The organism is Bradyrhizobium sp. BR2003 (assembly GCF_009720285.1).
Lineage (GTDB): Bacteria > Pseudomonadota > Alphaproteobacteria > Rhizobiales > Xanthobacteraceae > Bradyrhizobium > Bradyrhizobium elkanii.
This window is the reverse complement of the sequence record NZ_SMYJ01000005.1, coordinates 65,409-77,022: the sequence shown is the minus strand read 5'-3', so window position 1 is coordinate 77,022 and position 11,614 is coordinate 65,409. Positions and strand designations below refer to the sequence as shown.

The window sequence follows — 11,614 nt, the reverse complement described above, 5'->3', positions numbered from 1 at the left end:
CCGGGGCGATGCGAAAGCATCGAACCTGGAATTTCGAGATTCCGGGTCTGGTCCTTCGGACCATCCCGGAATGACGGAGTGACGCCATGAACTACGGTATCGCGTTCACACCGCTGGTTCCTTCGCTCGTGCTGTGGCTCGCGCTCGGCGCGATCGTCGTCATCGCCGTGCTGCTCCTGGTGTCGCGCGCGCGGGGCGCCGCGGTGCGGGTCGCAGCGCTGGCGCTGATCCTGCTGGCACTGGCCAATCCCTCCTTCACCCGCGAGGACCGCGAGCCGCTGTCCTCGGTCGCGGCCGTCGTGGTCGACAAGAGCCCGAGCCAGAACTTCGGCACGCGCAACCAGGAGACCGACAAGGCGCGCCAGGCGCTGGTCGACAGCCTGAAGCAGATCAAGGGCCTCGAGGTCCGCGTCGTCGAGGCCGGTCAGGCCGATGGCGAGACCGACGGCACAAAACTGTTCGGCGCGCTGACGTCGGCGCTGTCAGACGTTCCGGTCGAGCGCGTCGCCGGCGCGTTCATGATCACCGATGGCCGCGTGCATGACATTCCTGCCAACGCCCAGGCGCTCGGCTTCCAGGCGCCGGTCCACGCGCTGATCACCGGCCGCAAGGACGAGCGTGACCGCCGCATCGCGATCACAGCCGCGCCGCGCTTCGGCATCGTCGGCCAGACCCAGACCATCACCTTCCGGCTCGACGACCAGGGCGTCAGCGGCGAGCGCGCCAAAGTCACGATCCGCCGCGACGGCGAAGTGATCAACGAGCGCACGCTGACCAGCGGCCAGACCTCGAGCGTCGACATCGACATCAAGCACGCCGGACCCAACATCGTCGAGATCGAGGCCTCGCCGCTCGAGAACGAGCTGACGCCGGTCAACAACCGCGCCGTGGTCGCGATCGACGGCGTCCGCGACAAGCTGCGCGTGCTGCTGGTTTCCGGCGAGCCGCATGCCGGCGAGCGCACCTGGCGCAACCTCTTGAAGTCCGACCCCAGCGTCGATCTCGTGCACTTCACCATTCTGCGTCCGCCGGAGAAGCAGGACGGCACGCCGATCAACGAGCTGTCGCTGATCGCATTTCCGACCCGCGAGCTGTTCCAGCAGAAGATCAACGAATTCCAGCTGATCATCTTCGACCGCTACGCCCGCCAGGGCGTGCTGCCGATCGCCTATTTCGACAACATCGCGCGCTACGTCCGCGCCGGCGGCGCGGTGCTGGTGTCCGCCGGTCCCGACTACGCCTCGACCACCAGCATCTGGCGCACGCCGCTGGACTCGGTGCTGCCGGCCGAACCGGTCGGGGTGACCGAGAAGCCGTTCTACGCACATCTGAGCGATGCCGGGAAACGCCATCCGGTGACGCGCGGGCTGGAAGGCTCGAATGCCGAGCCGCCGCATTGGAGCCGGTTCTTCCGCACCGTCGATACCCGCAACGCGATTAATCCGCCGGTCATGACCGGTGCCGACGGCAAGCCGCTGCTGCTGCTGTCGCGCTTCGGCGAAGGCCGCGTCGCGCTGCTGCTCTCCGACCACATCTGGCTGTGGGCGCGCGGCTACGAGGGCGGCGGCCCGCATCTCGATTTGTTGCGGCGGGTGTCGCACTGGCTGATGAAGCAGCCGGACCTCGACGAAGAGGCGCTGCGCATGCAGGTGCAGGGCAAGGATCTCATGGTGGTGCGCCAGACCATGGCCGACACCGTCGCGCCGGTCACCGTGACGTCGCCGAGCGGCACCACGCGCGAACTGACGCTCACCGCCGGCGATCCCGGCGAGTGGCGCGCGACGCTGCCCGCCAACGAGCTCGGCCTGTGGCAGGCCACCGACGGCACGCTGAAGGCGCTGATCAATGTCGGCCCGACCAACCCGAAGGAATTCTCGGAGGTCACCTCGACCACCGACATGCTGAAGCCGCTGGCGCAGGCGACCGGCGGCGACGCCCGGCGCATTGTCGACGGTTCGAGCCTCGATATGCCGCGCGTCGTGCCGGTGCGTTCCTCCTCGATCTTCCACGGCGACGGCTGGCTCGGCGTCAAGATGCGCGACGCCAGCGTCGTAAAGGGCGTCGGCGTGCTGCCGATGTTCGCCGGCCTGGTCGGCCTGCTGCTGTTGCTCGGCGCATTCGCGGCAACATGGCTGCGGGAAGGACGCTGAGCCCGGCCGGGCTCAGGTCTGCGTTGCATCAAGCACACACAGGCAACGTATCGACACGGTTTGTCTGAACGCTGGTTGACATCGCGCACGCCATCCGATGTTATAATGTAACATCGGGGCGCTGGGGTGTTGATGCGCTCCCGACGGGTGGGCGTTATCGGCATGAAGTGGTTCCGGCGACACATCAAGACTGGCTCGCGGCTCGCGCTGTTCGCGCTTGCCGTCCAGTTCATGCTGTCGTTCGGGCATTTCCATCCGATCGCGGCCGCGCAAGCGGCGCCCACGGTGCAGACCGGGCTGTCGCTGGTCGATCTCGCCTATATCGGGACCTCGGCGACGCCGGACCTCGCGGTCCAGGTGATCGGGACGCCACAGCCCGCCAATCACGACAACGACAGGCATCCGGCCGACAATTGCGCGATCTGCGCCGTCATCTCGCTCGCGAGCAGCATGCTGTTCACGGCGCCGCCGGTGCTGTTGCTGCCGGAAGCCATCGAGCTTCTGTTCCGAACCACCAATGCCGAATTCGCCCATCTGAAATCGGCGCCGGCGGCCTTCCATTCCCGCGCACCTCCCCTGTCCTGACATCGACTGATTGCTGCACGCCCTGAGCGGACGGCCGCGTCACATGTGCGGCCTGCGCCAGCGGGGCAAATCGGAATCGATCCGTCATTTCGACGGGCCTGGATCGGGACAATGACACTTCAGAAGAAACGAGCACTCTACATCGGGAGCGTGAGCTGGCTATTGCTGGGCCCGATTAGCCACAATGCCCTGGCCGACGACACGCCGACGCAACTCCCCGACATCACCGTGACGGCTCCGAGCCCGATCCAACGGCACCGGACGACGCCAACGCGCACGCCGAGCCATGTTGTCCGGGCCGCGCCGAGCCGCAACCGCGAACGCGCCGCGGCCGTGCAGCCGGCGCCTGCGGCACCCGCGCCGGCACCGCAGCAGGGCGTGCTGCCCGTCGTCACCGACCAGTTCGCCACCGTCACCGTGGTGCCGAACGAGGAACTGCGGCGCTCCGGGGCCGCCACGCTCGGCGATCTCCTGTTCTCCAAGCCCGGCATCACCGGGTCGAGCTTCGCCCCCGGCGCCTCGAGCCGGCCGATCATCCGCGGCCTTGACGTCAACCGCGTCGGCATCGTCGAAAATGGTCTCGGCGGCGGCGGTGCCTCCGATCTCGGCGAAGATCATTTCGTGCCGATCGATCCGCTGTCGACCAACCAGATCGAAGTAGTGCGCGGCCCGGCCGCGCTGCGCTACGGCTCGACCTCGATCGGCGGCGTGGTCAGCGCCACCAACAACCGCATCCCCGACGCGATGCCGACCTGCGCGGCGGCGCCGTTCCAGACCTACGGGCTGCCCGTGAAGGCGCCGCTGGCCGATACCGGCTCGCCGGGCTGCCTCAACGTCGAGACCCGCACGTCGGTGAGTTCGGTCAATCGCGGGGTCGATGGCGGCATGCTGCTGGATGCAGGCGGCAACAATGTCGCCGTGCATGCCGATGTCTATGGCCGCACCACCAGCGACTACAGCATCCCGAGCTACCCCTATCTGTTCGTGCCGGGCCAGCCGTTCAACAGCCGCCAGCCGAACTCCGCGACGCAGTCGGACGGCGCGTCGGTCGGCGCCTCCTATTTCTTCCAAGGCGGCTATATCGGCGCGGCGATCACCCAGAACGACGCGCTCTACCACATCCCCGGCACCGATGGCGCCGATCACCAGACCCGGATCGACGCGCATCAGACCAAGATCGCCGTCAAGGGCGAGTACCGTCCCGATACGGCGGCGATCGATGCGGTGCGGTTCTGGGTCGGCGCGACCGACTATCGCCACAACGAGCTCGGCCTTGCCGATCCGACCGACCCGTTCAGCGACGGCGTACGCCAGACCTTCACCAACAAGGAGCAGGAGGCGCGCGTCGAGGTGCAGATGATGCCGTTCAACGCACGCTTCGCCACGGTGACGACCGCATTCGGCGTGCAGGCCGGGCATCAGGAGCTGACCGCGCCGAGCCCGGACGATCCGACGAGCCCGCTCAACGGATTATGGGACCCCAACAAGAACAACAGGGTCGCTGGTTACGTGTTCAACGAGCTGAAGTTCACCGACACCACCAAGGCACAGATTGCCGGGCGGATCGAACATATCGATCTCTCCGGCACAACTCCGGCTTTCATTCCCCCCATATTCGACGTGGCCACCGATCCCGCAAGCATCGGTCCAGCTACAGCGCAAAATCCGAATTTCACGCCCAAGAGCGGCAGCCTCGGCTTGATCCAGAATCTGCCGTGGGATCTGGTAGCAAGCGCGACCGCTCAATACGTCGAACGTGCGCCGAAACCGGCCGAGCTCTTCTCGCGCGGCCCCCACGATGCGACCGCCACGTTCGACATCGGCAATCCCAATCTCGGCATCGAAACCGCAAAATCGATCGAGATCGGCCTACGGCGGGCGACCGGACCGCTGCGGTTCGAGCTCACCGGTTACTACACCAGGTTCGACGGCTTCATATACCGCCGGCTGACGGGCAACACATGTGACGAGAGCGCGTGCCAGCTGGGCCCCGGCCTCGAACTGAACCAAGCGCGCTACTCGCAGCGTGACGCGATCTTCCGCGGCGCCGAATTCCAGAGCCAATTCGACATCGGCCCGCTCAACGGCGGCATCTGGGGCATCGAGAACCAGTTCGACGTGGTGCGCGCCACCTTCACCGACGGCAGCAACGTGCCGCGGATTCCGCCGGTGCGGCTCGGCGGCGGCCTCTACTGGCGCGACAGCAACTGGCTGACCCGCATCAATCTGGTGCACGCCTTCGCGCAGAACGACATCGCTGTCATCGGCGAGACCCCGACGGCGGGCTACAATCTCTTGAATGCGGAGATCACCTACAACACCAAGCTGAATGCGTCATGGATCGGCGCACGCGAGATGACGCTGGGTCTGGTCGGCAACAATCTGCTCAACCAGAACATCCGCAACTCCGTCTCCTACACCAAGGACGAGGTGCTGATGCCGGGCCTCGGCGTGCGGGCGTTCGCCAACCTGAAGTTCTGAGCCAAGCGGGTCCCTCTGCCGCTTGCGGCAGAGGGATGATGCCCTAACGTCCGCGCCGATCAGTGGCCGACGACGACTTCGCTGATCTGGATCACCGGCTGCAGATCGGTGTAGTTCGGGATGTCGCCCATGATCTCCTGGGCGTGCTTGCCCATGCCGGCCGCGAAGGCCTCAACCGAGTCGCAGAAGATGTGGCACATTCCGACATAGGTTGCGGGTTGCCCCGGTGCGCCGCCGGCGAGCCCCTTGTCGACGGTGTAGTATTTGCAGGCGTCGCCGAGGCGCGCCTTCACCAGCGGCATGTGCTTGTCGCGATAATAGTCGTGATCAAAGCGTGCGCCTGGATTGTTCGGATACATCACACTGACCTTGATCATGGCGCGCACTCTCCCTGTTGACATGACAAGCGCCGGTCTTGTCCCGGCGCTTGTCTCAACTGTGCTTTAGTTTCCGATAGCGCGCAACAGTTCCGGCGCCGCTCGCGCGGATGTCAGATCGCCTTGCTCCAGTCCGGCTGGATCGGCCCGGACACGCCCTCGGCCGCGCCGTCGACCAGTTCCATGACAAGCAGGCGACTGTAATCGACCGGGCCCGGCATGGTCATTCGCCCCTTCGGGACCGGCTTGAAGCCGACCCGCGAATAGTATGGCTCGTCGCCGACCAGCACGATCAGCCGGTGGCCCTTGGCGCGAGCGTCGTTGATCGCACGTTCGAGCAGCGCGCGGCCGACGCCGCGGCTGCGGAACGGCGGCTCGACCGTCAACGGCCCAAGCATCAGGGCCGGCGTATCGCCGATCGTGACCGGCAGCTGGCGCACCGAGCCGACCAGCAGCGTGCCGATCCGCGCCGTGAAGGAGACATCGAGCAGATGATCGACATGCTCGCGGAGCCGGTAGGCGCTGAGCACGAAGCGGCCGGGCCCGAAGGTGCGCTCGTGCAGGCGCTCGATCGCCTGGGCGTCTTTCGGGGTCTCGGGCAGGATGGTCAGGGACAATTCGGTCATTGTGGGGCGCGGGATAGCATCTGGCGCGGGCGCGGTCCATCACCGCCATGTCGCCGTCGGCGGCTTGCCTTCGAGTACCTCAGCGATCCGCAACCGCGTGCCGGGGGTGGTCTCGTCAGGCAGCTCAGCCGGATCGAAGAAGCCGCAGGCCACGATCTCGCGATTCGGCTCCGGCAGGCGGTCCTGCCGGTAGTTCCTGACGACGTAGACCGCGACATGATCGCGCGGCGAGACGTGGCTGTTGTGGAAGATTCCGTGCAGCACCGGCTCGCCCTTGAGCTCGATCCGCCCCTCCTCCTCCAATTCGCGCCGCAGCGACTCGATAAAGCTTTCGCCGACCTCGACCCCGCCGCCGGGAAGATACCAGCCATGGACGTAGCTGTGCTTGACGAGAAACACCCTGTTGTCGGCATCGAGCACGACGGCACGGACCCCGAGCGTCATGCTGCGGACCAGCCGCCAGTAGAAATGAAACACCCATCTGATCTGCGGCTCGTAGCGCTTGCGTAGATCGAGCAGGACCGTCACTGAACCCTCGACATCATGGTGTTTGATCCGTGCATTGATCCTTGCGCGCCTGCGCAGCTCTTGCCAATACAGGCTAGGGACGTTCGGGATAGCACGACATGACCGGCTGCCGGCCACTTTTCGCGGACAATCCGAAGGGAATCGCATGATGGCGGCGTTCCGCCTCGCGCATCTGTCGGACCCGCATTTGCCGCCGCTGCCGGCGGCGCGGCTGCGCGACCTGGCCGGCAAGCGCGCCTTCGGCTACCTGAACTGGACGCGCAACCGTCACAAATATCACCGCCGCGACGTGCTCGACGCGCTGGTGTCGGACATGCAGGCGCAGCAGCCGGACCACATCGCCGTGACCGGCGACCTGGTCAATCTGGCACTGGATGCCGAGTTCAATCCGGCCCGGCAATGGCTGGAGGGCGTAGGTTCGCCCGCCGACGTCACCGTGGTCCCCGGCAACCACGACGCCTATGTGCGCGCGACCCGGCATCGCTTCGTCAGTCACTTCGGCGACTATCTGCGCGGCGACGCCGACGGCGCGGCAGCGCATTTTCCGTTCGTGCGCCGCCGCGGGCCGCTGGCGCTGATCGGCGTCTCCTCGGCGGTGCCGACGCCGCCGCTGATGGCGACCGGCTGGCTCGGCCATCCCCAGCTCGATGCGCTTGATGCGATCCTCGCGCAGCTGTCGCAGGAGGACGCCTTCCGCGTCCTCCTGGTGCATCATCCGCTGCACTCCGACGGCCGCGCCAAGCGCCTGACCGATTCGCATCAGCTGCTCGCGCTGCTCAGGCGCCACGGCGTCGAGCTGGTGCTGCATGGCCACGACCACGTTCATTCGACGATGTGGTTCGACGGCCCCGAGCGGAAGATCCCGGCGATCGGCGTGCCGTCGGCATCGGCGCTGGCGCGCAAGCACTATCCGGCGGCGGCCTACAATTTGTTCACGATCGAGCGTGACGGCAATGGCTGGCGCTGCGAGCAGACCGTGCGCGGCCTCGGCGATCACACCGGCATTCGCGAATTGAAGCAAATACGACTGTCCTAATCGCCGCCCCCGCCGCCGCCGCCACACCCACCGCCGCAGCCGCCGCCGCTGTCACCGCCGCCACCGTCGCCGCCGCCGTCACCGCCATCGCTGCCACCGCTCCCGTCGCCGGCATCGCCGAAACCCGCTGACGATCCGTCGATCGACGAGTCGGAGAAATCGCCGCCGCAATAGGGACTGCTGCCGCCGATGCCGCTGCGGCGCAGCGCCTCGCAGTCGGTGTGATAGATGAAGCCGTTCGCGATGTTCAGCTTGGCGTCGAGCGCGAACAGCAGCGGCAGCCGCGTCGGCCTGACCGGATCGATGTTCTCGTATTTGCAGCAGTACCACCAGACCCGCCGCAGCCCCTCGTTGCTCCTGCGCCGCTCCTTCACCAGGACGACCGCGGGGGTGTGATGCAGGAAGCCGCCGAAGGCGCGGCGGCAGAACGCATCATATTCGCGGGTGTAGAGAATGAATTCGTGCCAGAGGTCGTCGGCCGCCTGCGAGGGCATCGAGACGTAGCGCTTACCGCTCATCAGATAGGCGAGGAAGAACTGCCGCAGGCCGCGCGAGACCAGCGCGCTGTCCTTGCGGGTGAAGCCGGGGTGACGCTTCTCGAGCCGCGCCAACAGGCCCGCCGGCCAGTGAAATGTGCGGATGTATTCGGCGCGCCGCAACGTCTGCCACTTGCCGAACAGCACCGCGCTGCCGACCACCGCGGCCGCCGCCAGGACGCCGAAAAATGCCGAGGCGGGTGTTATGACCACGAAGCCCCGCCCGTTGAGCGGCTAGAAGTTTTGCAAGCTCGCATACAGCGCGAGACCGAACAGCGCGAGCGCGCCCATGACGAAGCCGAACACGAACATGCCGATCCCGCCGCGGCGCTTCGGCGCCAATACCGGGACGGGCGGCGGAGCCGGCGGCTCGGCAACCGGAAGCGGCGTTGCCACCATCGCATGCTCGCGCTCGATCAGGCGGCGCGCGACATAATCGGTGACGGCATCGACGATCGCGGCCACGTCATGCGATTCGGCGAGCACGATACGGCCGAACCTCGTGTCCTGCACGAAGCGGTAGATCCGCTTGTCGCGCCCCATCAGCACATGCGCGACGACGTCGATCCACAGCCGCGGCGTCTCGCCCTGGCTGATGCCGCGGTCGAACAGATCGACCTTGTCCGGCACCTGCGCGAACAGCGGATCGAGCGCATCGTTGAGGATCTCGAGCCGCGCCACCTCGGCGTCGCGCAACTCGACGACGACGCCAGTGCGGTCGGCCGCCTCGATCCGCGCCCGTCGCAGCGCCTCTCGCAGAGTCGGCCGCATCTCGCGCGCCTCGCTGCCGGTGTTCTGCGGATCGGACATGCCTTGCGGTCTCGTGGTGACGGGTTTCCTGCGCATTAACCTATCAGCAACCAAGATGTCCGCAAAGGGCGTTGGTTCCCAAGCACTTAGGCCACCACTTATCCCCAGATCAAAGGCTTGACGCTGTCCCAAAAGCGGTCGACCCCACCCGAATGGAGCCGGATGGGGCCGCCGTCCTTGGACGTTTTCTTAGCTCTGAAAATCTTGAGCGTCAGGCCGAAACCCGCGACGGCTCCTCGACGATGGAGAAGCGCACGCCGGCCTTGTGGCGGCTCTCTTCCGAGACTTCCTTCCAGCACTCTTCGGCTTCCTTGCGGGTCTTGAACGGACCGCGGACCTGGGCCGAACCTTCGACGAGCTTGTGGAAGTTCATCGACCCGAACTCGCCGCCAATCACCCAGAAATTGCTGCCCTTGCTCATCGTCAGTCTCCTTCAAAAAATCGGGCTGCCTTTGCCCAGCCGCCTGCACCTGATCTCCGCAACCTGCTCGCCGGATCGACATTCTTGACAGAGCATTGCGAATTGCGTGTCAGGAGATAAACGCGAAAACGCAAAGTTCGTATAGACGCCTTGTTTTTTATTTGTGATGTCATGTAACATCTGAACTTGTAATAAATGTCGATTTGTAAATTTTGTCACAATATAGGTCAGGAAGCCTGCCATGCCCGGTGAGTCCGGAAAGAAGCTGTTCGTCGGTCCGCGCTTCCGGCGGATCCGCCAGCAATTGGGGCTGTCGCAGACCCAGATCGCCGAGGGGCTCGGCATCTCGCCCTCCTACATCAACCTGATCGAGCGCAACCAGCGCCCGGTGACGGCGCAGATCCTGCTGCGGCTGGCCGAGACCTACGACCTCGACTTGCGCGACCTCGCCACCGCCGACGAGGACCGCTTCTTCGCGGAACTCAACGAGATCTTCTCCGATCCCCTGTTCCGCCAGATCGACCTGCCGAAGCAGGAGCTGCGCGACCTCGCCGAGCTCTGCCCCGGCGTGACGCATGCGCTGCAGCGGCTCTATGCCGCCTACACCGAAGCGCGCCGCGGCGAGACGCTGGTGGCGGCGCAGATGGCCGACCGCGAAGGCTCGCAATTCGACGCCAATCCGATCGAGCGGGTGCGCGACCTGATCGAGGCCAACCGCAACTATTTTCCGGAGCTCGAGACCGCCGCGGAGAATCTGCGCGACGAGCTCAACGTGCCGACCGAAGGCCTGTTCACGGCGCTGACCACGCGCCTCCGCGAAAAGCATTCGATTCTGACCCGCGTGATGCCGGTCGACGTGATGCGCGAGACGCTGCGCCGTTTCGATCGGCACCGCCGGCAGCTCTTGATCTCCGAACTGGTCGACAGCTCAGGCCGCAGCTTCCAGCTTGCGCTGCAGATCGGCTTTGTCGAGTGCGGCGCCGCGATCGACGCCATCGTCAGCCGCGCCGGCCCGTTCGACGACACTGCGCGCCGGCTCTACCGCATCACGCTCGCAAACTACTTCGCAGCCGCCGCGATGATGCCGTATCAGGCGTTTCATTCCGCAGCCGAAGCCTTGAGCTACGACGTCCATGTACTGGCGCAGCGTTTCAACGCCGGCTTCGAGCAGGTCTGCCACCGCCTCACCACGCTGCAACGGCCGAACGCGCGCGGCGTGCCGTTCTTCCTGCTCCGCGTCGACAATGCCGGCAACGTGTCGAAGCGATTTTCCTCCGGCACCTTCCCGTTCTCCAAGTTCGGCGGCACCTGCCCGCTCTGGAACGTGCACTCGACCTTCGACATGCCGGATCGCCTGCTCAGCCAAGTGATCGAATTGCCGGACGGCACGCGCTATTTCTCGATCGCGCAGATGGTGCGCCGGCCGGTGGCGCCCTACCCGCAGCCGCAGCCCCGCTTTGCGATCGGGCTCGGCTGCGAGATCCGTCATGCGGCAAAACTCGTCTATGCCACCGGCATGGATCTGGAAAAGGTCGAAGGCACGCCGATCGGCGTCAACTGCCGGCTTTGCGAGCGCGAGAATTGCAGCCAGCGCGCCGAGCCGCCGATCACGCGCACCCTGATCCTGGACGAGACGACGCGGCGCGTGTCCTCGTTCGCGTTCTCGAATGCGCGGGAGTTGTGAGTGAAGGATCAATCGACCGCGGCAAAGGCCTTGCACCAGCCGTCCTTGCTGATCCGGCCCTCGACCACCTTGCCATCGGGCGCGACGAACAGCGTGCACATCTCCTGCACGAGGCGCTGGTCCGGCGCGGCGCCTGGCCGCCGAAAACGGAGGAGGATTCGACCGAGGACGACGCGTGCTAAAGCATGATCCGGAAAAGTGCGAAGCGGTTTTCCCTCGCGACAACGCGTTTGCGCGGATCAAACACCAAACTAAAGCGCGATGACGATTCGACCCAGCGCGTGTACTCGACGCGGCTAATCCGCTGACGTCATGACCTGACCGCAGGTCCATCCAATGAAAACGGCGGGGGGAACTTTCGGTTCCGCTGCGAGTCATAT

The 11,614-nt window shown here is 65.8% G+C and carries 12 protein-coding genes; 5 read left to right on the top strand and 7 right to left on the bottom strand.

Annotated features, from left to right (window positions below; genetic code table 11):
* The first annotated feature begins 86 nt into the window (after window positions 1–86).
* The 3 genes from E2I15_RS01175 to E2I15_RS01165 all read left to right on the top strand — a co-directional run bounded on the left by E2I15_RS01175 (window position 87) and on the right by E2I15_RS01165 (window position 5,216).
* Window positions 87–2,150 (top strand): hypothetical protein, encoded by a 2,064-nt coding sequence (locus tag E2I15_RS01175; RefSeq protein ID WP_137478179.1) that lies wholly within the window; start codon window positions 87–89, stop codon window positions 2,148–2,150.
* A gap of 162 nt (window positions 2,151–2,312) precedes the next feature.
* Entirely contained in the window at window positions 2,313–2,735 is a 423-nt protein-coding gene (locus tag E2I15_RS01170; protein WP_155262159.1) for a DUF2946 family protein, read from the top strand.
* 111 nt (window positions 2,736–2,846) lie between these two features.
* Window positions 2,847–5,216 (top strand): TonB-dependent receptor, encoded by a 2,370-nt coding sequence (locus tag E2I15_RS01165; RefSeq protein ID WP_137478180.1) that lies wholly within the window; start codon window positions 2,847–2,849, stop codon window positions 5,214–5,216.
* 59 nt (window positions 5,217–5,275) lie between these two features.
* Here the strand turns inward: E2I15_RS01165 and E2I15_RS01160 are convergent, their stop codons facing one another.
* From E2I15_RS01160 to E2I15_RS01150, 3 genes are all read right to left on the bottom strand, one after another.
* On the bottom strand, window positions 5,276–5,593 hold the full coding sequence (locus tag E2I15_RS01160) for an EthD family reductase (RefSeq protein WP_016839733.1): 318 nt from the start codon (window positions 5,591–5,593) through the stop codon (window positions 5,276–5,278).
* Window positions 5,594–5,706: 113 nt separating this feature from the next.
* Window positions 5,707–6,219, bottom strand: coding sequence for a GNAT family N-acetyltransferase (locus E2I15_RS01155; protein ID WP_137478181.1), 513 nt, complete (start codon window positions 6,217–6,219; stop codon window positions 5,707–5,709).
* Window positions 6,220–6,258: 39 nt separating this feature from the next.
* Window positions 6,259–6,747 carry an NUDIX domain-containing protein gene (locus tag E2I15_RS01150; RefSeq protein WP_137478182.1) on the bottom strand — a complete coding sequence of 163 codons (489 nt, stop codon included), beginning with the start codon at window positions 6,745–6,747 and terminating at the stop codon, window positions 6,259–6,261.
* 148 nt (window positions 6,748–6,895) lie between these two features.
* On the opposite strand from E2I15_RS01150, the gene E2I15_RS01145 reads away from it, so the two are divergent.
* Window positions 6,896–7,783 (top strand): metallophosphoesterase family protein, encoded by an 888-nt coding sequence (locus tag E2I15_RS01145; RefSeq protein ID WP_137478183.1) that lies wholly within the window; start codon window positions 6,896–6,898, stop codon window positions 7,781–7,783.
* On the opposite strand, the gene E2I15_RS38570 is transcribed toward E2I15_RS01145, so the two are convergent.
* The 4 genes from E2I15_RS38570 to E2I15_RS01125 all read right to left on the bottom strand — a co-directional run bounded on the left by E2I15_RS38570 (window position 7,780) and on the right by E2I15_RS01125 (window position 9,793).
* On the bottom strand, window positions 7,780–8,532 hold the full coding sequence (locus E2I15_RS38570; RefSeq protein WP_170991461.1) for a glycine-rich domain-containing protein: 753 nt from the start codon (window positions 8,530–8,532) through the stop codon (window positions 7,780–7,782). The genes E2I15_RS01145 and E2I15_RS38570 overlap by 4 nt on opposite strands.
* A 21-nt stretch (window positions 8,533–8,553) precedes the next feature.
* Window positions 8,554–9,129, bottom strand: coding sequence for a hypothetical protein (locus tag E2I15_RS01135; RefSeq protein WP_137478184.1), 576 nt, complete (start codon window positions 9,127–9,129; stop codon window positions 8,554–8,556).
* A gap of 211 nt (window positions 9,130–9,340) precedes the next feature.
* On the bottom strand, window positions 9,341–9,550 hold the full coding sequence (locus E2I15_RS01130; RefSeq protein ID WP_016839740.1) for a DUF4170 domain-containing protein: 210 nt from the start codon (window positions 9,548–9,550) through the stop codon (window positions 9,341–9,343).
* Between the two features lie 12 nt (window positions 9,551–9,562).
* A complete protein-coding gene (locus E2I15_RS01125; RefSeq protein ID WP_137478185.1) occupies window positions 9,563–9,793 on the bottom strand; it encodes a hypothetical protein in 231 nt (76 codons plus the stop codon).
* On the opposite strand from E2I15_RS01125, the gene E2I15_RS01120 reads away from it, so the two are divergent.
* Window positions 9,792–11,234 (top strand): helix-turn-helix domain-containing protein, encoded by a 1,443-nt coding sequence (locus E2I15_RS01120; RefSeq protein ID WP_137478186.1) that lies wholly within the window; start codon window positions 9,792–9,794, stop codon window positions 11,232–11,234. The two genes, E2I15_RS01125 and E2I15_RS01120, sit on opposite strands and share 2 nt — an antisense overlap.
* Window positions 11,235–11,614 lie beyond the last annotated feature (380 nt).

Excerpts from the sequence above, each read along its gene's own strand:
- E2I15_RS01160 (WP_016839733.1), bottom strand. The coding sequence starts at position 5,593 with ATGATCAAGGTCAGTGTGATGTATCCGAACAATCCAGGCGCACGCTTT.
- E2I15_RS01125 (WP_137478185.1), bottom strand. The coding sequence starts at position 9,793 with ATGGCAGGCTTCCTGACCTATATTGTGACAAAATTTACAAATCGACAT.
- E2I15_RS01145 (WP_137478183.1), top strand. The coding sequence starts at position 6,896 with ATGGCGGCGTTCCGCCTCGCGCATCTGTCGGACCCGCATTTGCCGCCG.
- E2I15_RS01120 (WP_137478186.1), top strand. The coding sequence starts at position 9,792 with ATGCCCGGTGAGTCCGGAAAGAAGCTGTTCGTCGGTCCGCGCTTCCGG.
- E2I15_RS01130 (WP_016839740.1), bottom strand. The coding sequence starts at position 9,550 with ATGAGCAAGGGCAGCAATTTCTGGGTGATTGGCGGCGAGTTCGGGTCG.
- E2I15_RS01175 (WP_137478179.1), top strand. The coding sequence starts at position 87 with ATGAACTACGGTATCGCGTTCACACCGCTGGTTCCTTCGCTCGTGCTG.
- E2I15_RS01165 (WP_137478180.1), top strand. The coding sequence starts at position 2,847 with ATGACACTTCAGAAGAAACGAGCACTCTACATCGGGAGCGTGAGCTGG.
- E2I15_RS01135 (WP_137478184.1), bottom strand. The coding sequence starts at position 9,129 with ATGTCCGATCCGCAGAACACCGGCAGCGAGGCGCGCGAGATGCGGCCG.
- E2I15_RS01170 (WP_155262159.1), top strand. The coding sequence starts at position 2,313 with ATGAAGTGGTTCCGGCGACACATCAAGACTGGCTCGCGGCTCGCGCTG.
- E2I15_RS01155 (WP_137478181.1), bottom strand. The coding sequence starts at position 6,219 with ATGACCGAATTGTCCCTGACCATCCTGCCCGAGACCCCGAAAGACGCC.